Raw genomic sequence first — 23,656 nt, forward strand, 5'->3', positions numbered from 1 at the left:
AAAAGCGAGGGAATACTAGCTCTTTTTCTTCCCAAAAATCAGTGTTTCTTCCGTGTTCAATCCGTGGCTAAAAATTATTTCGGCTTCATCTGCGGAAACAAGATGACATCGCGGATACTTTCCTGACCGAGCAACATCATGCAGAGGCGGTCTATGCCCATGCCCATGCCTCCCGCGGGAGGCATGCCGTGTTCGAGAGCAACAAGAAAATCTTCATCGAGTTTTTGCTGCTCGCCGCCGGCCTGATGCTCGAGGCGTTCACGCTGTTCGACGGGGTCGTTCTGTTCAGAATACGCGGGCGCAACTTCCTGGCCATTGATGCAGCATTCAAAAACTTCCACCGTGCTCGGATCGTCAGGCGAAAGTTTCGCGAGTGGCACGAGTTCCTTGGGCAAGTGCGTGACGAACGTCGGCTGGATCAAAGTCGGCTCAATAAGTTTTTCAAAGATCGCGCCGGTAACTTCAAAGTCTTCGTATTCTTTTCCGATCTCCGCGCCAAGGGTAACGGCGCGTTCTTTGCGGGCTTCGGGAGAAATCTCAAACCAATCGGCCCCCGCTTTTTCGCGCACGAGGTCTTTGTATCTTACTCTACGCCAAGGTCTTTTAAGATCGATTTTTTTGGACTTTGATAGCGCATCAAATCTATTAATGGCATTTTTATAATTATTTGATATTTGGTCGAAAGACTTTAATGACCATTCGGTCAGTTTCCAGTTTAATGAATCCGCAATTATGAAGTATTGCGCTCGTATTTGCTCACTTAAATATACATTTGCCCGTTGAACCCAATCATTGAATGGTTCTTCTCGAGATTGTGCAATAATGTCTTTCAACCATTCTCGTAGTTCTGTTAAAGCTCCTAAGTGCGAAGATTCAACCCCTTTAGAATTTGTTTCTGTCGCGAATTTATCTAGGTTGTTAAGAAGCGTCTGAAGGATTCCGATAGCTTCAGATTTGTCTGCGTGTAAGATTATCAATGTTCCAAGGGCTTTTTCCGCGACATGTGTCACTAACGACTCTACCAGCTCCATCATCGTCTCGTAATCGCCGTAAGCCTGATACGCCTCGAGCATGGTAAACTCGGGATTGTGTTTGCGCGAGAGGCCTTCGTTGCGAAAGTTTTTGCCGATCTCAAAAATCTTATCAATGCCGCCGACGAGCAGGCGTTTGTGATAAAGCTCAATGGCGATGCGCAAATAAAAATTGCAGTTGAGCGCGTTGTGCTTCGTGACGAACGGCGCCGCCGCCGCGCCGCCGGGGATGTTTTGCATCATGGGCGTCTCGACTTCGACATAACCGCGCGAATGGAAAAAATTGCGGATCTCCCGCACGACGGCGCTGCGTTTAAGAAACGTATTCTTAACTTCCTCGTTCGCCATCAGGTCGAGATAACGCTGGCGATAGCGAATCTCGGTGTCTTCAAGCCCATGCCATTTGCCGGGCGGCGGGCGCAAAGCTTTCGCGAGAATAACAAACGACGCCATCTTAACCGAAGGCTCGCCGGTCTTCGTGGTAAACATCGTGCCGATGACGCCGATGAAATCGCCAAGGTCGAGGTGTTTGAAAATGTCGAATTGCTCATCGCCCAGCGCCTGTTTTTGCGCATAGACCTGCACACGACCGCTTTGGTCGCGAACGTCAATGAAGATGCTCTTGCCCATTTCGCGGTGCGCAGTGATGCGCCCGGCAATGGCGACCTCGCGGTTCTCGACGTAGTTGGAGCGGGCGCCATCGCAGGTTTCGGTCGGGGTAAATTTATTGGCGAAAGGGTTGATGCCCTTCGCTTGCAGCGCGGCGAGCTTGGCCTTGCGCTGTTCGATCAATGAGTTCGTTTCGTCCATAAGGATACGCACATGAAACACGGACACGCCGCGGATGTCCAAGATTTTGATGCATTAATATATGGGGCGGACAGCGACAAAATATTTTTGCCTGTTGTCAGTGGCGGGAGAGCGTTGTATGAGAAGCGTATGGGCGATGGGCGAACATTTCGGATCGGTGTGCTGGGTTCAGGCAAAGGCTCGAACTTTGTGGCTATCGCGGACGCGTGCGCGGCGGGCGCGATTCCCGCGGAAGTGGCGGTCGTGATCAGCGACGTGGCGGACGCCTTGATCCTCGAACGCGCGCGCGAACGGCAGCTTCCCGCGCAATTTATTTCGCCGGGGAAATTTCGCACGAAACTGGATGAAGACGCGGAGAAGGCATTTATCGGCGCGTTGCAATCGGCGCAAGTGGATTTGGTTGTGCTCGCGGGATTCATGCGGATACTCAAGGGCGAATTTTTACGGGCGTTTGCGCAACGGGTGGTGAATATTCATCCGGCGCTGCTGCCGTCGTTTCCCGGGCTCGAAGCGTGGAAACAGGCGCTCGATTATGGGGTGAAAGTCACCGGCGTGACCGTGCATCTCGTGGATCAGGGCGTGGACACCGGGCCGATTCTCGCCCAGCAAACCGTCCCCGTGCTGGATGGCGACACCCCGGCGACGCTGCACGCGCGCATCCAGGAGGCAGAGCGGACGTTGTACCCAAAAACGATTGCGGCATTGGCGCGGGGACAGGTGACCGTTCAGGGACGTCGGACGATTGGAGTCAGTTAAAAATTAAAATAACGGAAAGATTTGCATCCAAAATGATCGAAGAGGCGTTACGTCTGCGTTGACTAAACCAGCGCATTTTTACGAGCCGAAAAAATTTTGATTGGGATGGCCGGTTGACATTCGGCCTTTTTTACGCCAGTTTCCCACACTCAAATAAATAGGGTTGGAAGGGAAAGCCGGTTCGGAAGCATGCGCGGAAGATTTTAAAAAATGGGAAAAGCATTGATCATAGCGGAAAAACCCTCGGTCGCCAGCGACATCGCCAAGGCGTTGGGAGGTTTTAAGAAATCGGAAGATTTCTTCGAGAGCGACCGTTATGTGGTGTCTTCCGCCGTGGGCCATCTACTGCAACTGTCCGTGCCGGACGAATTCGAAGTGAAGCGCGGCAAGTGGACCTTCGCGAACCTGCCCGTCATCCCGCCGCACTTTGATCTCAAGCCCATCGAGAAAACCGAGTCGCGGTTGAAGGTGCTCACGAAGCTCATCAAGCGCAAAGATATTGACTCACTCATCAACGCTTGCGACGCCGGGCGCGAAGGCGAATTGATTTTTCGTTACATCATCCAGCACGCGCACGTGGAAAAACCGATCCAGCGCCTGTGGCTGCAATCCATGACTCCGGCGGCGATCCGCGACGGCTTTGAGCATCTGCGCACAGACGCGGACATGATTCCGCTGGCGGATGCGGCGACGTGCCGCTCGGAATCGGATTGGCTGATTGGCATCAACGGCACGCGCGCCATGACGGCGTTCAATTCAAAGACTGGCGGCTTTCATCTGACGACGGTGGGCCGGGTGCAGACGCCGACGCTGGCGATTTTGGTTGAGCGCGAGGAGAAGATCAAAAAATTTGTCGCGCGCGATTTCTGGGAAATCCACGGAACCTTCGGCGCGAAGGCCGGGCAATATGCCGGACGCTGGTTCGACGAAAAATTTTCACGCGAGAAAAAAGAAGGTGATGAACATCAGCGCGCCGAACGCCTCTGGAACAAAAATGCCGCCGATGCCATTCGTGAAAAATGCCTCGGGAAACCGGGCATCGTCACCGAGGAAAGCAAACCCGCGACGCAGCTTTCGCCATTATTATATGACCTGACCAGTTTGCAGCGCGAGGCAAACGGTCGTTTCGGCTATTCCGCAAAGAACACGCTCGGCTTGGCCCAAGCACTTTACGAAAAGCACAAAGTCCTGACCTATCCCAGAACGGATTCGCGCGCGTTGCCGGAAGATTACGTAGCGACCGTTAAGAAAACGATGGCCACGCTGGCGGATGCCACCGGCTACAGTACGTTCGCCGACCAGATTTTGAAGTCCGACTGGGTCAGGCCGAACAAGCGCATATTTAATAATGCAAAAGTGTCGGACCATTTTGCGATTATCCCCATCGGACCGCCGCCGAAGAATTTGACCGAGCCTGAACAGAAACTTTACGACCTGGTCACGAAACGGTTTCTCGCGGTGTTTTATCCGGCGGCAGAATTTTTGGTCACGACGCGCATCACCCGTGTTGAGAGTGAGCCATTCAAGACTGAAGGCCGCGTGATGGTCAATGCCGGCTGGATGACCGTCTATGGTCGCGACGCGGAAACCGACGAAACACCGACGCTCGTGGCCGTCGAGGCGAACGAATCGGTGAAGACCGAGAACATCGAAGTCCAGGGGCAGCAGACCAAACCCCCGGCGCGCTTCTCGGAAGCGACGTTGCTCGGCGCGATGGAAGGCGCGGGCAAATTGATTGAGGACGAGGAGTTGCGCGAGGCGATGATCGAGAAAGGCCTCGGCACGCCCGCGACGCGCTCGACGATCATCGAAGGTTTGATTTACGAGAAATATGTTTTGCGCAACGGCCGCGAATTGCAGCCGACCGCGAAAGCGTTCTCGATCATCACGCTCTTGCGCGGATTGCAGATCCCGCAGTTGTGCTCGCCGGAATTGACGGGCGAATGGGAATTCAAATTGAACCTGATGGCGCGCGGCAAAATGAAGCGCGATCAGTTCATGCAGGAAATCGCCGATGCGACGCGGGACATCGTGGCGAAAGCCAAGAGCCACGAGAGCGACACCGTGCCGGGCGATTACGGCAAGCTGAATGTGCCGTGCCCGAAATGCGGCGGCGAGATTCTGGAAAATTATAAAAAATTCCAGTGCCAGAAATGTGATTTTGCGCTTTGGAAAATCGTCGCGGGGCGGCAGTTGGAAATTTCTGAAGTTGAAGAACTGATCAAGCTCGGCAAGGTGGGCCCGTTGCAGGGTTTCCGCAGCAAGCAGGGTTTTCCCTTCGCGGCGATCATCAAAATGGGGCCGGAATTCAAACCGGAATTCGATTTCGGCAACGACCAGTCGAAGGATGGCGAGGCCGCCGCGCCGGTGGATTTCACGGGCAAGGAGCCGCTGGGCAAATGTCCGAAGTGCGGCTCGCGCGTGTTCGACACCGGCATGAAATATGTCTGCGAGAAGGCCGTTGGCCCGGACAAGACCTGCACCTTCACGACCGGGAAAATTATTTTGCAGCAGACCATTGAACCCGCGCAGGTGGTGAAATTATTGACCGAAGGCAAGACGGATTTGTTGAAAGGTTTCGTCTCGAAGAAAAATAATCGCAAATTCGAGGCGCGGCTAATCTTGAAGGATGGCGGGACGGCCTTTGAATTTGCGCCGCGTGAAAAGAAGGGCAAAGGCAAAGATGGCGCGCCGAAGGAGCCGATGCCGAAAATTGATTTCACCGGCAAAGAAGTCGTCGGCAAATGTCCCAAGTGCGGCGGGCGAGTATTCGATACGGAAGAGGGTTACATCTGCGAGAATTCGCAACTCGACGCTAAGCCGTGCAAGTTCAAGAAGATCAGCAAGGAACTTTTGCAGCAGCCGATTGACCACGCGCAGGCGGAAAAATTACTGGCGAATGGCAAGACGGATTTGCTCGAAAAATTTATTTCCAAGGCCGGGCGTCCGTTCCCCGCGTATCTGGTGATGGATAAAACCGGCAAAGTTTCGTTCGAGTTTCCGCCGCGCGAGGGCGAGGGCTGACGCGCGCCGCCGCTTTACTTCTGAGCGTGAAAGCGGAACCTCAATCAAATCCTCCGGCGGTTGACCAGGGAATCCAAAAATTCCTGGCGCACCTCGCGACGGACCGCGGCGCTTCGATTTACACCCAACGCAATTACCGGCAGGCGTTGGTGGAATTCCAGCGGTGGCTTCGCGAAGAGCGGCAGCAGTCGCCGGACTGGAGCGCGTTGCAGCGGGATGATTTTCGCGGCTACGTGCGGTTCCTCGGACGAGGCAAACTCAGTCGCGCGGCGATCCAACTGCGATTTTGTGCGTTAAGGACGTTTTATAAATTTCTCATCCGGCATGGTGCCGTGAAGGCATCGCCAATCAAAAATCTTTCACTGCCAAAACTCGAGAAACGGCTGCCGAAATTTTTGACCGCCCAGCAAATGCTCGACTTGTTGGGCGCGCCATTGAAAGTTTTGGAGCAACCGAAAAAAAAAGGAGCAGGGCGTCCGATTGCCGCAAGCGCGTGTTATCGCGACGTGGCGATTTTGGAGACGATTTATTCGTGCGGTTTGCGCATCAGCGAATTGTGCGGGCTGAAAGCGTCGGACGTGGACTGGAACGAGCAGTCGGTACGCGTGATGGGGAAGGGGAAGAAGGAGCGGACCTCGCCCATCGGCGAACCGGCACTGACGGCGATAAAAAATTATTGGAGGCTGCTGGAGCAAGCGCCGGCGGGAGACGCGCCGGTGTTCGTCGCGGAAACCAGCGCGGCGGGAAAACTGTCACCGCGAATTTTGCAGACACGTTTGAAAAAATATCTGGCGATGGCAGGGCTCGATCCCAAGCTCACGCCCCACAAGTTGCGCCACAGTTACGCAACGCATCTGCTCGACGCGGGCGCAGATTTGCGGAGCGTTCAGGAGTTGCTCGGCCATGCGCATCTCGTGACTACGCAAGTCTATACGCACCTGACGACGGAGCGGTTGAAGCGAGCGTACGACGAGGCGCACCCGCGGGCCTGATTAAAGTTTTAACCGCAGGCTGCCGATATACGCATGAACAGGCGCAGCATCCAATTTTTGATTGCTTTGTCGGATGGCAATATGAACTATGGATTTAGCCAACTGAATGTTGCGACCTTTTCGCAAATGCCTGGCGCAGACCGTATCCATGAACAAACGGAAGAAAAAAATAAAATTGTTATTGGCGGATGATCATCCCGTGGTGCGGAAAGGAATACGCTCGTGGCTCTCGGGTGTTGAATATCTTGAAGTGATAGATGAAGCGGTCAACGGGCTCGAAGCCGTGGCCAAGGTCAAGGAGCTTTCGCCGGACGTCGTCTTGATGGACGTGGACATGCCGAAGTTGAACGGCTTGGAAGCGACAAAACAGATTCGCAAGGAATTTCCGGGCACGCGCGTCTTGATTCTCTCGATGCACACGAACAAAAGCGTGGTGCTGCAAATCATCCAATCCGGCGCGCAAGGTTATGTGCTCAAGGACGCGCCCCCGGCGGACGTGCTGCGCGCAATCGAATCGGTGGATAATGGCGAACCCTTTTTCAGTCCCGACATCAACCAGATCGTGTTGAACCAATATCTGGCCGAGACGGGCGCGGAACAATCACCAACGGCGGTAAAACTTACAAATCGTGAACGGCAAGTGCTGGCAATGATCGCCGAGGGACAAAGCAACAAGGAAATGGCAAGCAAGATGGGCGTAGGCGTCCGCACCGTGGAAACGCATCGCGAAAGGATGATGTCCAAGTTGAACATCCATAGCGTCGCCGGATTGACGAAATTTGCGATCGCAAACGGAATCGTCAATCTGGAATAAAAAAAGCGCGGGCGCCGGATTCAAAGCCGGACTACCCGCGCAGCGCAACCAATCAGCAGTTGCATTTCTTGAAGCCGGCGTCTTTCAAGGCTTTTTCGACCGCCTCTCGGGTTTCACCCGTAGCCTTTTGGACGCGGCCAAATAATTCCTCGTCCCGGCCTTCGCTATATTGCAGGTCGTTGTCCGTGAGCTTGCCCCACTTTTGTTTCATCTTGCCTTTGACGATGTTCCAATCGCCTTTTGCTTCCGTGGTATTCATACTGGTTCTTCCTTTGGTTGATGCCGCCAAATGACGGCAAAATTTTTGGTAATTAGATTATGCTTTCGAGCCGCGCAAAGTGCCGATCAAACCGGCAACCGCCGCAACCACGCCGCCAATCAGCAGCCAAATCGCTTTGTTGGTCGGTGAGCCGGTGAAGAATCGGGAAACATCCGAGCCAAAGGAGTTGCTCGAATTGATGCCGATGATGATGAGCACGATGCCGCCCGCGAGCAGAGCCAGAGAGATAATTTTGTTCATAATTTTTTTGGTTATTGGGCGTCACAACGTCCGGCCCACCGGGATATTTAGCGCGGCCTGTGCCAAGGTAAAAATGGCAAATTAAGAATAGTGAATCCGCGCGCATAAGTGCCTTGTGCATAAGAAGCAGGCCGGTTTTTTGGATGAATACCCCAAGCGAAACCGCGGCTTTGAATAAATAATTGAACCGACAAATTGCGGCGGGGTGCAAAGCCTATACGGCAAGTTGCGGCGATCCGGAAATAAGAACTCAAAAAAAGTTTGTCCACTTTTTCCGTCAGCGGAGATAATTCAGCAGATGCCAGATATATCAGACATGGAACTCGTTCGGGAATTTGCCCGGAATAATTCCCAGGCGGCCTTCGCGGAATTGGTGCGGCGTCATGTCAATCTGGTCTATTCTGTCGCGCGCCGTTGCACTGGCCATGACGGCGACGCGCAGGATGTCACGCAAGCGGTCTTCATTCTGCTCGCGCGCAAAGCCGGCGGGTTGCGCGCCGGCACATTGCTGCCGGGCTGGCTTTATGAAACAACCCGTTTCACTGCCGCGCGGTTGCTTCGCACCAATGCACGCCGCCACGCGCGCGAACAAGAGGCCTATATGCAATCCACCTTGAATGAAAACGACGCCGCCGCTGCCTGGGCCCAACTTTCGCCGCATCTGGAAACCGCCATGTCAAAATTATCGGAACAAGATCGCGCGTTGCTTGTTTTGCGATTCTACCAAAATAAAAGCGGCCCGGAAACAGCGGCCACTCTCGGCATACGCGAGGACGCGGCGCATAAACGCGTGACGCGCGCGATTGAAAAGTTGCGGAAATTTTTTGCCGAACGCGGCGTCGTGCTCAGCGGCGTGGCGATTGCGGGAGCGGTTTCCGTTCATTCCGTGCAAGCCGCGCCGGCTGGTTTGGCGGCGATGATTTCTTCAACCGCATTTTCAGGAACCACCATCACCACGGCGGCAATTCTCGCCGCCACTAAAGCCATCGTTATGACCACATTTCAAAAAGCCATCGTCACCACAACCTTGATTGCCGCCGTTGGCGGGGGAATATTTGAGGCGCAACAAAATTTCCGGCTGCGCGACCAAAACCAAAAACTGCAACAACAACAATCGTTGCTCACGGCCCAGGTCCAGCAGTTGGGCCAATCACTCGCCGACGCGACGAATCGTTTGGCCTCGTCATTGGCCGCGAATGACCGAACGAAAACGAATTCTCGTGATGCGGAGCTTTTGAAATTGCGCGGGGAAGTCACGCAGCTGCGGGCCGCGGCGAATGATTCGACCGATGCGACGGCGCGGCAATGGCTCGTGAAAGTGAACAAGCTCAAACAAAAATTGGAGCAAACTCCCAACGCTCGGATCCCGGAATTTCAATTTCTCACCGACCAGGATTGGCTGAATGCCGTGAAGGGGAATCTTAATAGCGATACGGATTATCGCATCGCCTTCAGCGCGCTTCGCGGGGAGGCTCAGAACAAAGCTGCGAGTATGTTGAAGCAGGCGTTGACGGCTTATATGAAAGATAATGAACAACAATTTCCGGCGGACATCAACCAGTTGCAAACGTATTTTAGTTCGCCAATGGACAACTCTATTTTGCAGGAGTGGGAAATCGCGCCAGCCAGTACGGTGAAGAGCCTGGGGATGGGTGGGGACGTGATTATCACGCAGAAAGCGGCAGTGGATGATGTGTTCGATACGCGTTACGGCATTGGTCCAAACGGTCTTGGCAGCACGGATTTTCTGCATCAGGAAATCAGCGATGCCATGAATCCGGTTTTCGCTGCGTTTCGAACGGCGCACGATGGCCAATGGCCAGCTGATCAGACACAACTTTTGCCCTACGCCACGACCCCGGAACAGCAAGCCGCGCTGCAGAAATTAATATTGCGTGATTCGGCAAACCGGTGAGTTGGAAATTGCACGAAGGAGCTTGCAATCGGCGCGAAGGGAAGCGTAATATGCCCGTCCGCGTGAATTCACGTTCGCGCGGCAGTGTGGCTGGATAGCTCAGTCGGTAGAGCAGAGGACTGAAAATCCTTGTGTCGCCGGTTCAATTCCGGCTCCAGCCACCACTTCTAAAACCCCTGTAGAAGCCCGTAAATAGAAGGCTATATCCACCTTGAAATGATGGGCCGCTAATAAAAGATTGGATGCGAGTGTATTTGAGGGAAGCCGTTCCTACGATTTTCATTGAACCAGCTCACGGTGGATTTTTTTCAGATTGGTAATAGCTTGCCTTAGCTATATGAAAAATCTCGCGGATGAAACTCGTGAAACTCCTGTCAAAGAATTGATTCCGCCATCGCCGACAATTCCAAAATTGCAAAAAGCCGCGCGCGAATGCCGGGCGTGTCACTTATGGAAAAGGGGAACGCAAACGGTCTTTGGCGAAGGTTCTAAAGCTGCCACAATCGTTTTTGTCGGCGAGCAACCGGGCAGCGACGAGGATTTGGCGGGTCGGCCATTTGTCGGGCCCGCGGGAAAATTATTGGATCAGGCGCTGTCCGAGGCGGGCATTGATCGCCGTCAAATTTACATCACCAATGCGGTCAAACATTTCAAATGGGAGCCATCGGGAAAGCGGCGCCTTCATAAAAAACCCAACGGCGGGGAAATCGCGGCCTGCCGCCCGTGGTTGGAAGCTGAACTCGCCGTGATCCAGCCGAGAATACTGGTCTGCCTGGGCGCCACGGCGGCGCAGGCTTTATTGGAAAAAGATTTTCGCGTGAGCAAAAGCCGCGGTCAATTAGTTAAAACCGCGCTGGCGGAAAAAGCGGTTGCCACCGTTCACCCTTCCTCCATTCTTCGCGCTCCCAACCCCAATGATCGCAAGGCGCAACTGAAGCTGTTCATCGCCGATTTGAAGAAGGTCGCGAAAATGATTCGGTGATGTTTCGGGAAAGCTTGGTGTTTTGCGCGGAACTCATTTTTAGCCCGCTGATAAAATTAAATACAAGCTCTAGGTTTTTGGGTATTGATTAGGGAGAAAAGTATCCCAAGTGCGGCCCGACTGGACGGTTTTGTGGCTGGAGGCCGAATTGGTGTCGCTCAAAGGGATGCGGATGAGATGGTTGCAGGTCGGACATTGAATTTGCCGGCCGCACAGACTGTCGTCACAGCTTAGGTGTTGATCACAATGGCTGCAGGAGAATTTGTAGTCGCTCATAGCTTTTTGGTTTGGTTTTTTTTTGGCCGACTCCGCGGTCAAAACCGACCGCAGACCTTCAACAGTCAATGCGCAATTCCAGGGGCGAATGGATCAGTTATTTTTTCGATACGGCTGATCCTTTTTGGCTCGTTATTTCGCATTACTAGGATAATAAAAAGAATTAATAGGCCATGAGCAATCCTAGCGAGCACGAAGAAGCGATTTTCATCTCCACCCTCCAATTGCCCGCCGAGCAGCGCGCGAAGCATTTGGACGAGGTTTGCGCGGGCAATCCCAGGTTGCGAAAACGCATCGAGGCGCTGGTAAAGGCCCATGAGAAGGCGGGCGAATTTCTGGAGAAACCTGCCTCGACCCTGCCGATAGCGGAGCCGATGCCGTTGCCCGCGGCGGGACCTCATGCCACGGTGAGAATCTCTCTGTCTTCGACGGAAAAGGCGGGAGACAAAATCGGCCGTTATAAACTTCTGCAGCAAATTGGGGAAGGCGGATGCGGCGTCGTTTACATGGCGGAACAAGAGGAGCCCGTCCGGAGGCGGGTGGCGTTGAAAGTGATCAAGTTGGGGATGGATACCAAAAATGTCATCGCCCGCTTTGAAGCCGAACGGCAAGCGCTGGCATTGATGGATCATCCGAACATCGCAAAGGTGTTGGACGCGGGTGCGACGGAAGCCGGCCGCCCGTTCTTCGTGATGGAACTGGTGCGCGGGATCAAGATCACGGATTACTGTGACCAGAATCATCTTTCGACCACCGAACGCCTGAATCTTCACATCAAAGTGTGCCAGGCGATCCAGCATGCGCATCAAAAAGGCATCATTCACCGTGATATCAAGCCCTCGAATATTCTGATCGCTTTGCATGACGGTGTGCCGATTCCCAAGGTGATAGATTTCGGCATTGCCAAGGCGACGGAGCAAAAGCTGACGGACAAAACGCTTTTTACGATGTTTGAGCAGTTCATCGGGACGCCCGCTTACATGAGTCCGGAGCAGGCGGAGATGAGCGCGCTGGATATTGATACCCGCAGCGATATTTATTCGCTGGGTGTGCTGCTGTACGAGTTGTTGACGAGCAAGACGCCGTTTGACGCGAAGGAATTGATGCAGTCGGGGTTGGACGGAATGCGGCGGACGATTCGCGAAAGGGAGCCGTTGCGGCCTTCCACGCGGCTGAACACGATGTTGCAGGCGGACCTCACTACAGTGGCCAATCATCGGCAAATGGAACCGGCGAAATTGACTTCCCTGATCCGCGGCGATTTGGATTGGATCGTGATGAAGGCGCTCGAGAAAGATCGCACGCGGCGTTATGAGACGGCCAATGGCCTCGCCGCCGATATTAAGCGCTATCTGCAAAACGAACCGGTGAGTGCATGTCCGCCCAGCGGAATGTACCGGCTGCAAAAAATGGTTTTTCGGAACAAGGCGGCTTTCGCGGCGGGCGGAAGCGTTTTGCTGGCGCTGCTGGCCGGGCTGGGTTTTTCGACCTTCATGTTTTTCAAAGAAAAACAGGCGAACAAAGTGGCGTTGACGGAAGCGAAGAAAAGCCAGCAGACCGCGCATTTTTTACAGGACATGTTGCAGGGCGTGGGCCCGGAAAAAGCGAAGGGTCGCGACACGGAAATGTTGCGGGAGATTTTGGACCAGACGGCGAGACGCATGGGCACCGAACTTTCCTCCCAACCCGAAGTGGAAGCGGATTTGTGCCTGACGATCGGGGGGGTTTACCAGGATTTGGGCGAGTATGCCAAAGCGGTGGATATGCAGACCCATGCCGTCACTTTGGACGAAAAGGTCTATGGCAAGGAAAGTTCAAATACGGCCACGTCGCTGCAAAAATTGGCTGCCACTTTGTGCGACAAGGGGGATTTTCCGAAATCGGTTCAGGCCTCAAGGGATGCGTTGAGTTTGTGGCAAAAGATTGCGCCGGCGAACGATCCAAGGACGGCACTGGCTTACAACGATCTGGGGTTGACATTGTGGACCCGGGGTGAACTGCCCGAAGCGGAGACGCGGATTCGCCAGAGCCTGGAAATCCGCAAAAAACTGCCCGGCGACCACGGCGTTGATTTGGCCGAGTCGTCCAGCAATCTTGGGTTGGTGCTGCGTGACCGTGGCGATCTCGCTGGCGCTGAAAAGGCGTTCCGCGATGCTTTGCGTTACACGACCGGAACGGATACGGACACGGACATGGTTCGGTGTGTGTACCTGAACAACCTTGCGCTCGTTCTGCAGGACCAGGGCGATCTCACCAATGCGCAATCCACTTTTAACGCGTCGCTCAATATCATCACCCGGCTGTTGCCGCCGGATCATCCGCACATCACTCTGGTGCGCGCTCATCTGAATGACGTCATCCGCCGGCGAGGCGCACTCGCTGACGATCCTTCTTTATTTCGCGAAGCCTTGTTACTCGACCCGGCCGAGTTGCCCGCGAGCGATGCGCTGTCATCCTCATTGGCGGTTTCCCAACTCACCGCCGATGGGCTGGCGTGTTCGCTGGCGAGTCCTTCCTTGTCGCCGCTGCCGATGGACGCGGGATCAACGGCGGGCTCATGGCGTTACACGAGCAAATCACCGGGTGCGAACTGGGCGGCCTTTACCTTTCCAGATGGAAGATGGGCCACTGCCGCCGAGCTTGTGGCTAATTCGACTTATACAACCCGTTCGCTGCGTGCGGCGCCCGCGCTGACCAACCTATGGTTGCGAAGGGAATTTGATCTTGCGGAAATTCCCGCGGGAAAATTGGTCTTGCGCGTCAATCGGAATGAGGATGCGCAAGTCTATTTGAATGGAGTGCTGCTGACTCCAACCGTTGATTGGAGCGACGTGGAGGTGTTGGTTCCCTGTTCAACGGCGGGTCAGGCAGCGCTTAAAAAAGGCCGAAATGTTCTCGCCTTGCATTGTCAGGATGCCGACGGCGGCACCCGGATCGGAGTAAAACTTTATGTGACCGAGGATGCGACCCTCGGGCGCAATCTCCTGATTGACGAGTTTGGCGAGAACCTTAGCAGCCAGCCACAACGGGCGGAACTCTATGCCGGGCGTGCGAATGTCCTGGCACGATTAGGGAAATGGAAAGACGCGAGCAGCGACCTGAGCCGGGTGATCGAATTGAAGCCTTCGGCGATTGCCGGATGGTATCAACTTGCTCCTTTACTTCTTGAAGAAGGTTCGGCGGATGGATACGAGCGGCTCCGCCGAAAAGCGCTGGAACGATTTGTCAATCCAGACGGTCCGATGATCGCGCAACGAGTGGCCATGCTTTCGCTGCTCACCCCTCCGGACTCTTCACAGACCGAAGAGGTGAGCAAGCTGTCAGACCTCGCGGCGGCGGCGGATTATGTAGATTGGAACCTCACCTGGCGGCAACTCACGAAGGCGTTGGCGGAATATCGGTCGGGACGATTTAACGGCGCTCTCGAGTGGTGCGACAAGGCACTCGCGACCAGCGCGCAGCAAGACATCCCCGGCTGGAACCATGAGCGCGAACGAAACCGCATGGCGAGCGCGTACCTGATCGAGGCGATGGCCCAACAGGAACTCAAACAACCCATCGAGGCGCAATCTTCCCTGGCCAAGGCCGAGAATATCATCAACGGCCAATGTCCCGCGGTGGATAGCGGTGACCTTGGCCGCGAGTGGCAGGATTTTCTGACCGTGCGCATCCTCGCGCGCGAGGCGCAATCCCTCATTGGCGGCAAAGTCGCCACTGCCGGGCAGGCGGGCGGTGCCAAGCTTTGATTACAAGGACAAGGAAACGGATTCAAGCGCTCTTATCGAATGAATAAGCTTGAGTGCGGGATGTAAAACTGGTTGCGTTTCGCTCACATGAGCGACGTGACGCGCATCCTCCAGCAAGCGGAACAGGGCGATCCCCACGCAGCCGATCAATTACTTCCACTGGTTTATGACGAGCTGCGCAAACTCGCGGTTCACCGGATGGCGCACGAATCGCCGGGGCATACTTTGCAACCGACCGCGCTGGTGCATGAGGCCTGGATACGCCTGACCGGCGATGAAAATCAAAAATGGGAAGGGCGATCCCATTTCTTCGCGGCGGCAGCCGAGGCGATGCGGAGAATCCTCATTGAAAAAGCACGGCGCAAGCGGGCGGCGCGCCACGGCGGAGGACAGCAGCGGGTGGATTTTCTGGAGGCGGACGCAGTTTCGGAGAAGGACGATGACGTGCTGCTGGCGGTGAACGATGCGCTCGACAAACTGGCCGCCGTGGACAGTGTCAAAGCCGAGTTGGTGAAACTTCGTTATTTTGTCGGCATGACAAATCTGGAGGCCGCGAGAGCGCTGGGGGTTTCGGAACCGACGGCGAAGCGATACTGGACTTACGCGCGCGCGTGGCTTTACGAGGAGATTGAAAATCCCAGCCAGTAGCTGGCCGTTTCGCCGCGATTTGACGGCATCGGGTAGAAACGCGCGCCCGGCGCGGATTTTTATTACCTGATACTTTTGCTCCGGGAATTTCGCATTGTCTGTGGTGAGCGTTTCGGGACGTTCAAGGAAGTACCGCTGTAAACCAATTAATCTGTCTATGCCAAAAGTTGTTGCCAGCGAAATCCGTCCGTGTGAGTCAGCGCGGGAAACATGGGAGACATTGCCATGAAGAATCGAAAAAACAGGAAGCCGCAAAATATTCGTGCCGCCTTGCGTGGTGTTCTGTCGGCAGGCGCGGCCGTCCAACTCCTCTCCGGAAATTCAGCAATCGGCCAGTTGACCAATGCGCCAACAACCGACACCACCAACATTCCAACGAAGCTCCCGGAGGTCATCGTCACGGGGCGATTGACGCCGACTTCCGAGACCATTGGGCCGGCGCCGCTCCAGACGATCACATCCGAAGACATCCAGAAGGCGGGCACGACGGATGTATTGAGCACGCTGATGAAACTGAGCCCAGGCTTTGTCGGGTCGGCCAATGCGGTCGGGCGCGTGAACAATAACCAATCAATTTTCACCGGCCAGTTGCCAGGCACGGGAGAATCATTCGCGGCGTTCCGCAACCTTCCGACGCTGGTCCTGCTGGATGGGCGCAGGCTGGCGAATTCCGCGTTGAGCCAGGGGCAGGGCGTGGACCTCAATCTCATTCCAATAGGAATGATTGATCGAATCGAGCTATTGAAAGACGGCGCCTCCTCGCTTTACGGCTCTGATGCGGTGGGCGGCGTGATCAATATCATCACCAAAAAGAATTACAACGGAGTGGAAGCGAGCGAAGAGGTGGGCTTTCCGACGGACGGAGCCAGCGGCGGATTTTTGCAGCACAAAACCAGTGTGGTGATGGGACTCACCACTGACCACACCCGGGTCGTGCTGGGGGCGCAATATTATCACACCGATCCGCTGCTCGAAAAAGATCGCATTGACAGCACACCGGAGGGGTTGCAGAAGGCCGGCCTGCTTCCGGTGGGAATCAATTCGAGCCCGACCTTTCCCGGCCGCGTGGATGATGTGGATGGCAGTTATATTTTGGCCGGTTCTCCGTTTGCGGCGGGCGCACCGGGTTATCGCGCGGGATTGAATACGCCACCGGTGGTCACGGGCGGCCCATTCACTTCGGTGGCGGCGTACAACGCGGCAGCGACGGCGCAACTGGGTTTCGCGCCTTATATTCCAATCAGTTCGATTCCTTTCGGGGCGACGGCCAATTCGCTGGCGAATAATGGATACCCGCTATTCAATGCCGCCCAAAGCGGCACGTATTCGATGTTGAAACAAGATCAGGAGAACGTGACGTTGAATCTGGACCACGACATGTTCGATAATCATCTGACCTGGTTCGGTTCATTTCTCTACGCGCATTCGGAAGCAGAATCGGAATTGGGACCCGCGCCGGGACCGTTTCTCGAACAAGCCAATATCGTCATCCCGGCAAACAATCCTTACAATCCTTTTGCCACGGACCTGGGTGGCCCGGTCAATCCTCCAAATATCCGCACGCGATTCGTTGAGAATGGAAATCGTGTTTTCGATACCACGTCTGATTCATATCACTTGGCGACCGGCTTCAAGGGCCTCATTAATCCGGAATACAGTTATGAAGTGGGCGGAACTTACAATCGCGAGGACCAACTTTATCTGACCCGCAACGCCATCAATGGCGGGGCGTTGAACCAGTCGCTTATCCCTACCGGCGCGGTGAATGCGCAGGGCCAGCCATTGAGCACCCTGACGGATGCAAATGGCAACGCAGTGCCGGTGTTCAATTACTTCGGGCTGGGCGGAAATTCCCCAGCGACCCTCAATGCGATCTCGGCAACCTTGTTCCAAAAAGGTTCGTCGGATTTGTGGAGCTTCGACGGCAAAGTGATCGCGGCGCCGGAATTTCTGGAATTGCCGGCGGGGCCAATTTCAATCGCGGTGGGGGGAGAATTTATCCATGAAGGTTTGGATACCTCGGTGGATTCGCTGACGCTGGCGGGACTTTCGCCGGGCATCACGCAATCGTTTCCCTCGTCCGGCAGCCGGCAGCGTTACGCTGGGTTTGCCGAGGTCAATATTCCGATTTTCTCCAAGGACTATCACGTGCCGGTTTTCCATTCATTGGAACTTACGGCGGCGGGACGATTCGAGGAAATTGAACCCGGAGGCCATGCCGCGGTTCCCAAAATCGGAATTCTTTGGCAGCCGGTGGATGATCAAGTGACGTTGCGCGGTGGATATTCGGAAGCGTATCTCGCGCCGTCCATCTACAGCGCGTTCGGGCCGAATTCGACGAGTGTGCCTTCCATCAAATTGGCAGACGGAACGATCCAGGAGCAAATCACGACGACCTCAAATCCCAACCTTAAGCCGTCGTCATCGCAACAGTGGAACCTGGGCATCGTCATCTCACCGGAGATCACCCCGGGCCTCACATTGAGCGCGGATTATTATCATGTATTGGAAGATCATGTGGCGTCGGCTGATTACACTTCGGCTTTGGCCAGCTTGAACGCGCTGGGTTCGGCTTCGCCGTTCGCGCCGGGCTATGCTTTTAGTAATGGTGGATCACTCAAGACCACCGCACCGGGCCAAGTGGTTCACGCGACATTCGGCAATCTTACGCTGCCGTTAACCGACTCGGAATCCATCCGCACTGAGGGCTTGGACTTCTCGGCGAATTATGCGATCCCGGTGACGTGGGGCACGGTGACGCTCAACGGAAATATTAATTGGACGCTGACGTATGAAGTGCAGTCAGCGCCGGGAGGGGGTTATTTTCATTACGAGGGACAGGGGACTTACGGGTTCGGGTCGGCACAGGGAATCATCCCCGATTATAACGTCAACTGCTCGTTCACGTGGGATTACAAGAACCTTCAATATGTCATCAGCGCGCACTATCTTCCCGGGGTGACAATTCCGGGGAATTTATTCGCGGCCATCGCCACGCCGGGAGCAACGCAAGGAAGCACCATCAACGGGCTCGCGCAAGAGGTCAGCGCCTACTTTACGATTGATATGCAAATATCGTACGAATTTGGCCGTGGCCGGAAGAACCGGGATTGGATGGATGGTTTGCGGCTCACGGTTGGTTGCAACAATATTACTGATACTCCAGCGCCGCTTATCGCCGGAGGGCCGGATGATTATAGCGACAAAAACGTCTATGACCTGCTCGGACGGTTCGTCTATTTTGAAATCTCTAAAAAGTTTTAGGGATTCGAGTGTTAGCAAAATCGCGTCCTTATGGCGATTGGAACAATACCCGCGCCCCGGATGGTTGGTCATTCGCGACGGCGGGATCATTGCCGAAAGAATGGCGGAATGAAGGCGACGGCCAGCGCACCAGGCAGAGTCTGCCAGCCAATCCAACCAGGCAAGTCAAAGAAGTAATTCCAAGTGGCGCAGACTGCGGCGTTCGCGGGTAGGAGAATTGCCGAGACGATGGAGCCGAAAACGGCAATCCTCCGCCACGTAAATTGAACTAGTCTGTTTCGGTATGAGACGCCTATGCCAACTGTCAGAGGAACTGCCGGAAGATTTTGGAGAATAGTCACAGAACCCCATTGAAAACATTGATGAATTTGATATTTTTATTCCGCAATGTGGTTCGCGCTGATGTCCAGTACGATGTCATTACATTGACGATACTCTGCTCCGTCATCAAGCACCGCCGCTTTATTATTTTGGCTTTACGCCCTTCCATGCGGTTCTAACTCTATGAAAGATTTCGACAGAGTAAAAACTCATGTTATCAGGTTTCTTAGCGGAAAAAAAGCAGCCAAACGATTAGAAGCATCGGCAGCATGTAAGGCAGTGTGTATTTTAAGATGTAACCACCGAAACTGGGGGTGTGAACTTTTTGGTGGTCGGCTATGGCTTTCACAAGGAAATTTGGGCCGTTGCCGATGTAAGTGTTCGCACCAAAAAATACCGAGCCGACACTTACAGCCACGATGTAAAGGCTGAGTTTGGCATCCCCCAAAAGAAACGCGGTTTTGATTTCCTCGACGCTGGCGTGGCCGGCGGCGATGTCCGCCGGATGAAATTTCTGCAGCGCGGCGAAAGTTTGCCGGACCGCCTCGGCGTGCGCGCCGGTGACGCTCGCCAGTCCCGCGCCATGAGCTTGCACTAATTGTGCTACTTGCGAAACGACTTCAGGATGCACGAACCTTCCAAAACCCGTGTTCAAAAAACAAAGGTAAGTCGGCGCGTTATCCAGCACGCTGCTCAACACGCCTGAGCCCCAATAAAACAATCCGGGTGAGGCCTCCTGCAAATGCCCGGCATTCGCCTGAAGCCAGTCCAGCGCGGGGATCATCGTCCCAAAAACTCCGATGAACAGGATGGCCACTTCCTTAATCGGCCCAAGGGAAAAATGGTTGGCTTCGTGGTGGTGCTTGCCAGTGAGAAAATAAGACGCCAGCGCCGCGCCAATCATCAAGGCTTCCCGCAGGAACGGCGGATTATTTATGAAAACCGCGCCGATGATCACGCTCAGAAAAACCATATTGAACAAGCCGCCGAGCTTCCAATCTTCATGCCCCGTTTCCTTATCGCGAACTTTTGCCGAGGCGCGCATGAAGTTCCGGTAATCCACGATGAAAAACATGATGAGCAAAATGCTGGTGCCCACTGCCCACATCGGCAGGCAGCGAACCGTCACCCACGAGAACGGCACTCCCATCAGATAACCAAGGAACAACGGCGGATCGCCAATGGGCGTGAGACAGCCACCGACATTCGACACGATCAGAATGAAAAAAACCACGTGATGCCCGGTGACACGATATTTATTGGTGCGCAGCCACGGACGAATCAAAAGCATGGATGCGCCCGTGGTCCCAAGCAAATTGGCGACTACCGCGCCCACGAGCAGAAACAGCACATTCCGCAGTGGAGTAGCCTCGCCCTTCACATTGATGTGAATTCCACCCGACACCACAAACAATGAGCCAACGAGTGCGATAAAACTTAAATATTCATGGGCGGTATCGAGCACATGCCCCGGCGCGTGAATGATTCCCACATAATACGCCACCACCAGAAGCGCCAGACCACCGGCCACCTTGGCATAATGTTTGCCCCAAAAATCCGCAAAGAAAAACGGCGCCAGCGCCACCATGCCCAGCAGCGCAACGAACGGAAAAATCATCAATGGATTGATGGTGAGCAAATCACTATTGGCATCCATGAAATATTTTTTTGGAAGAAATGAAATCCTTGAAGCGCACGACCTCGCTAATCAGAGACGGGAAATATTGAATCACAATACCCCCTCGCGGCCTCGCCGGATTGGAACCGGCGATTGATTGAAACAAAACGATGGCGCAACCAAACCGCTTAGCGATTTTGGGCGATCCGTTCCCGAAGCTGCCGATAAAGCATGACGCCGTAACCAAGCACCACACCGCCGGAAACCCACCATTGGCAGCCGTCCTTGAAAAGCATCGGGCAGACAATCTGCACCAGAACCATCGCCACGAGGAAATACGCCACGCGGCTCATTGAACCCGGCATCACTGCCCAGCCATTGTGAAAATTGCCTTCGCGTTGCTGGCGTTGATAACGGCGCCAGGCGGTTTCCTGGATGTAACCGAAAGCCAATCCAAGAATGGTGCCGGCGATCAGGCTGGCTGCCTCAGTGAAAAGATTCATTTGTGTAAGCATTGGAGTTTTGGGAAAAATGTCAATTAACTAAAAAAACGTGCGGGGGCATTGCTGCCCCCGCACCTGAAGAACTTCTTACTTGCCCATCGGGGTTTCCGATTGCTTGTCCATGACGATGCCCGCATATCCCGGCACGCCCATTTCGGGAACATCGAGACCTTCGATTTCCACTTCGAGCGAAACGCGGTTGCCCACGAGCTTCTCAGCAATGAAGTAAACCACGAGCGAGATGATGGAGAGCGCGATGAAGCAGGTGATCACGCCGATGCACTCCGCCCAGAATTGGCCCATGCCGCCGCCATAGAAAGCGCCAATCACTTTTCCCGGGACGCCATTCCAGCCGTCACCATAGGTGCCGTCTGCAAACAATCCCAGCGAGAGGCAGCCCCAGGCGCCATTGACGCCGTGGACCGAGATAGCGCCCACGCAATCATCAATGCCGATCTTGTCGAAGAAGAACACCGATTCCACGACCAGGATGCCGGAGATAATGCCGATCCAGCACGCGCCGCCAGCGCTAACGAACGCGCAAGGGCAGGTGATGGCGACCAATCCCGCGAGCATGCCGTTGCACATCATCGAGGGGTCCGGTTTCTTGGTGCGGAACCACCACATCCAGAGCGTCGTTGCCAACGCGCCGGTCGCGGAAGCCAGCATCGTATTCACCGCGACTACCGCGATGCGCAGATCCGTGCCAGCCAGGCTGGAACCAGGATTGAAACCGAACCAGCCAAAGGCAAGGATGAACGTGCCGAGCATCACCAGCGGAATGCTGTGCGGGGTGATGGGATGAACAATCTTGCCGTCCTTATATTTGCCGTGGCGCGGGCCGATCAGCCAGCAGAAGATCAGGCAGATCACACCGCCTTGCATGTGCACCACTGACGAACCGGCGAAGTCAACGTGACCGTGGCCCAGGCCCGGGAAGTTGGCGCCGAGTTCGGCGAGCCAGCCATTGCCCCAGACCCAGTTGCCGAAGAACGGATACATGATCGTGCCGATGCAGCAGCCGTAAATCATGAACGCGGAGAACTTCCAGCGTTCGGCAGCGCCGCCCGTCGGAATCGTCGCCGTCGTATCCATGAACACCATCTGGAACAGGAACAATGCAAAAGCCGCGGTATCATAACCCGCGCCTTGAAGCATCACGCCCTTGGTTCCAAACAGGCCGAAGAATTTTCCGAACAGGTGGATGCCCACTTCGTGATTCAATCCCGCGTAGCCGCCCATCGTGGCGATGCCGCCGCCGCTGGGGCTATTCGGATCGGCCATGCCGCCGAACATCAGCGCGAATCCACAAAGGTAGAATCCGAGCATGCCCATCGGGTAGATCATGAAGTTCATCGCCATGGTATGCCCCGCGTTTTTGGCGCGGCACAAACCGGTTTCGACCAGCGCGAAACCCGCTTGCATGAACATGACCAGGAAGCCGGTCACCAGCGTCCACATGAAGTTGATGGCGACACGATTATGACCCACGGAATCCGCCAGCTTGACCGCCAGCGGTTCCTTGGCGGACTGCGCCGTATAATCGTCGAACGCCTTTTTAGCATCATTGAAGGCCGACACCTTGTTGGTGTCCTTCTTGTCGTCACTGCTCAAATCGGAAGGAGCGGTGACGATGAACGTGCCATTGGGCGCTTGCGCATCCACGGCCATACCCGTCGCGGTGCCACCGGGGTCGGGCGTGGGACCGGCCGGCGCGGGAGCGGCTGCCGCCGGAGCGTTCGTGGCCGCCATCGCGGCCGGGGCATTGGTATCTTGCGCGCGCAGCGGCCCGCAAACGGATGCGAGCAAAAATAATGCGGTCAGGGACGTTAGGAATCTTTTAGTCATATTGTTTGGGTTTTTAATCATGGTTGAATGGACGGTTACACCGCGGTTTTGCCTTTCTCTCCCGTGCGGATGCGAATGACATCCTCGAGCGCGGTGATGAAAATCTTGCCGTCGCCGATTTTACCGGTGCGCGAAGCCTTGATCACGGCTTCGACAGCGCTGTCAGCGATGTCGTTGTCCACAACGATCTCGACTTTGATCTTGGGCAGAAAATCCACCGTGTATTCGCTGCCACGGTAGGTTTCGGTATGGCCCTTTTGGCGGCCAAACCCTTTAACTTCAGTGACTGTCATTCCGTTGACGCCAATGTCGTGCAAGGCTCCTTTTACTTCATCCAGTTTGAATGGTTTTATGATGGCTTCGATCTTCTTCATATTTTATAGGGTTAACGACCGGACACTTTTGGTTGATGCAGATACCCGACATTTACGGCCCATACCGCAATTCCGCCGACGGACTTTTTTCTGAATCGGAGTAATTACTGAGCACGCCCATGCACCAAGCAAAGACGATGCCAGCGCCACTGAATCATTTTTATTACTTTGTTTATTGCTGATTTATATGGAATTAGCTTTCAGAAGGATTCTT

The 23,656-nt window shown here is 54.8% G+C and carries 16 protein-coding genes and 1 tRNA gene; 10 read left to right on the forward strand and 7 right to left on the reverse strand.

Features of this window, described 5'->3' with window-relative positions; translation table 11 throughout:
- Positions 1–74 precede the first annotated feature (74 nt).
- On the reverse strand, positions 75–1,841 hold the full coding sequence (locus VH413_14365) for a lysine--tRNA ligase (protein ID HEX3799875.1): 1,767 nt from the start codon (positions 1,839–1,841) through the stop codon (positions 75–77).
- An 87-nt stretch (positions 1,842–1,928) separates the two neighbouring features.
- Between VH413_14365 and purN the strand changes: the two genes are divergently transcribed.
- From purN to VH413_14385, 4 genes are all read left to right on the forward strand, one after another.
- The gene (gene purN, locus VH413_14370) at positions 1,929–2,597 is read left to right on the forward strand and encodes a phosphoribosylglycinamide formyltransferase (GenBank protein HEX3799876.1); all 669 of its coding nucleotides are present in this window, start codon (positions 1,929–1,931) and stop codon (positions 2,595–2,597) included.
- 210 nt (positions 2,598–2,807) lie between these two features.
- Positions 2,808–5,621, forward strand: a complete 2,814-nt coding sequence (locus tag VH413_14375) for a DNA topoisomerase III (protein HEX3799877.1) — start codon at positions 2,808–2,810, stop codon at positions 5,619–5,621.
- A gap of 26 nt (positions 5,622–5,647) precedes the next feature.
- Entirely contained in the window at positions 5,648–6,613 is a 966-nt protein-coding gene (locus VH413_14380) for a tyrosine recombinase XerC (protein HEX3799878.1), read from the forward strand.
- Positions 6,614–6,719: 106 nt separating this feature from the next.
- A complete protein-coding gene (locus VH413_14385; GenBank protein HEX3799879.1) occupies positions 6,720–7,427 on the forward strand; it encodes a response regulator transcription factor in 708 nt (235 codons plus the stop codon).
- Positions 7,428–7,479: 52 nt separating this feature from the next.
- Here VH413_14385 and VH413_14390 read toward each other — a convergent pair whose 3' ends face one another.
- Together VH413_14390 and VH413_14395 are read right to left on the reverse strand one after the other, a co-directional pair.
- Positions 7,480–7,686 carry a CsbD family protein gene (locus VH413_14390; protein HEX3799880.1) on the reverse strand — a complete coding sequence of 69 codons (207 nt, stop codon included), beginning with the start codon at positions 7,684–7,686 and terminating at the stop codon, positions 7,480–7,482.
- A 57-nt stretch (positions 7,687–7,743) separates the two neighbouring features.
- The gene (locus VH413_14395) at positions 7,744–7,947 is read right to left on the reverse strand and encodes a DUF3185 family protein (protein ID HEX3799881.1); all 204 of its coding nucleotides are present in this window, start codon (positions 7,945–7,947) and stop codon (positions 7,744–7,746) included.
- Positions 7,948–8,245: 298 nt separating this feature from the next.
- On the opposite strand from VH413_14395, the gene VH413_14400 reads away from it, so the two are divergent.
- The 6 genes from VH413_14400 to VH413_14425 all read left to right on the forward strand — a co-directional run bounded on the left by VH413_14400 (position 8,246) and on the right by VH413_14425 (position 18,778).
- Positions 8,246–9,862 (forward strand): RNA polymerase sigma factor, encoded by a 1,617-nt coding sequence (locus VH413_14400; GenBank protein ID HEX3799882.1) that lies wholly within the window; start codon positions 8,246–8,248, stop codon positions 9,860–9,862.
- 88 nt (positions 9,863–9,950) lie between these two features.
- Positions 9,951–10,026, forward strand: a tRNA-Phe gene (locus VH413_14405).
- A 173-nt stretch (positions 10,027–10,199) separates the two neighbouring features.
- Positions 10,200–10,844, forward strand: a complete 645-nt coding sequence (locus VH413_14410; GenBank protein HEX3799883.1) for a UdgX family uracil-DNA binding protein — start codon at positions 10,200–10,202, stop codon at positions 10,842–10,844.
- A 449-nt stretch (positions 10,845–11,293) separates the two neighbouring features.
- Positions 11,294–14,866: a tetratricopeptide repeat protein gene (locus tag VH413_14415; GenBank protein HEX3799884.1), complete on the forward strand. Its 3,573-nt coding sequence runs from the start codon at positions 11,294–11,296 to the stop codon at positions 14,864–14,866.
- An 87-nt stretch (positions 14,867–14,953) separates the two neighbouring features.
- A complete protein-coding gene (locus tag VH413_14420) occupies positions 14,954–15,514 on the forward strand; it encodes a sigma-70 family RNA polymerase sigma factor (protein HEX3799885.1) in 561 nt (186 codons plus the stop codon).
- Positions 15,515–15,739: 225 nt separating this feature from the next.
- Entirely contained in the window at positions 15,740–18,778 is a 3,039-nt protein-coding gene (locus tag VH413_14425; GenBank protein ID HEX3799886.1) for a TonB-dependent receptor, read from the forward strand.
- A 547-nt stretch (positions 18,779–19,325) separates the two neighbouring features.
- On the opposite strand, the gene VH413_14430 is transcribed toward VH413_14425, so the two are convergent.
- The 4 genes from VH413_14430 to VH413_14445 all read right to left on the reverse strand — a co-directional run bounded on the left by VH413_14430 (position 19,326) and on the right by VH413_14445 (position 23,442).
- Entirely contained in the window at positions 19,326–20,756 is a 1,431-nt protein-coding gene (locus VH413_14430) for a sodium:proton antiporter (protein HEX3799887.1), read from the reverse strand.
- 149 nt (positions 20,757–20,905) lie between these two features.
- Positions 20,906–21,220: a hypothetical protein gene (locus VH413_14435; GenBank protein HEX3799888.1), complete on the reverse strand. Its 315-nt coding sequence runs from the start codon at positions 21,218–21,220 to the stop codon at positions 20,906–20,908.
- Between the two features lie 87 nt (positions 21,221–21,307).
- Positions 21,308–23,068: an ammonium transporter gene (locus tag VH413_14440; GenBank protein HEX3799889.1), complete on the reverse strand. Its 1,761-nt coding sequence runs from the start codon at positions 23,066–23,068 to the stop codon at positions 21,308–21,310.
- Between the two features lie 35 nt (positions 23,069–23,103).
- Positions 23,104–23,442 (reverse strand): P-II family nitrogen regulator, encoded by a 339-nt coding sequence (locus tag VH413_14445; GenBank protein ID HEX3799890.1) that lies wholly within the window; start codon positions 23,440–23,442, stop codon positions 23,104–23,106.
- Positions 23,443–23,656 lie beyond the last annotated feature (214 nt).

Source organism: Verrucomicrobiia bacterium (assembly GCA_036268055.1).
In the GTDB taxonomy this organism is placed as follows: Bacteria; Verrucomicrobiota; Verrucomicrobiia; order Limisphaerales; family Pedosphaeraceae; genus DATAUW01.

Coding starts and splice junctions, on each gene's coding strand:
- VH413_14365 (HEX3799875.1), bottom strand. CDS start 1,841: ATGGACGAAACGAACTCATTGATCGAACAGCGCAAGGCCAAGCTCGCC.
- VH413_14375 (HEX3799877.1), top strand. CDS start 2,808: ATGGGAAAAGCATTGATCATAGCGGAAAAACCCTCGGTCGCCAGCGAC.
- VH413_14385 (HEX3799879.1), top strand. CDS start 6,720: ATGTTGCGACCTTTTCGCAAATGCCTGGCGCAGACCGTATCCATGAAC.
- VH413_14390 (HEX3799880.1), bottom strand. CDS start 7,686: ATGAATACCACGGAAGCAAAAGGCGATTGGAACATCGTCAAAGGCAAG.
- VH413_14395 (HEX3799881.1), bottom strand. CDS start 7,947: ATGAACAAAATTATCTCTCTGGCTCTGCTCGCGGGCGGCATCGTGCTC.
- VH413_14400 (HEX3799882.1), top strand. CDS start 8,246: ATGCCAGATATATCAGACATGGAACTCGTTCGGGAATTTGCCCGGAAT.
- VH413_14410 (HEX3799883.1), top strand. CDS start 10,200: ATGAAAAATCTCGCGGATGAAACTCGTGAAACTCCTGTCAAAGAATTG.
- VH413_14415 (HEX3799884.1), top strand. CDS start 11,294: ATGAGCAATCCTAGCGAGCACGAAGAAGCGATTTTCATCTCCACCCTC.
- VH413_14420 (HEX3799885.1), top strand. CDS start 14,954: ATGAGCGACGTGACGCGCATCCTCCAGCAAGCGGAACAGGGCGATCCC.
- VH413_14425 (HEX3799886.1), top strand. CDS start 15,740: ATGAAGAATCGAAAAAACAGGAAGCCGCAAAATATTCGTGCCGCCTTG.
- VH413_14430 (HEX3799887.1), bottom strand. CDS start 20,756: ATGGATGCCAATAGTGATTTGCTCACCATCAATCCATTGATGATTTTT.
- VH413_14435 (HEX3799888.1), bottom strand. CDS start 21,220: ATGAATCTTTTCACTGAGGCAGCCAGCCTGATCGCCGGCACCATTCTT.
- VH413_14440 (HEX3799889.1), bottom strand. CDS start 23,068: ATGACTAAAAGATTCCTAACGTCCCTGACCGCATTATTTTTGCTCGCA.
- VH413_14445 (HEX3799890.1), bottom strand. CDS start 23,442: ATGAAGAAGATCGAAGCCATCATAAAACCATTCAAACTGGATGAAGTA.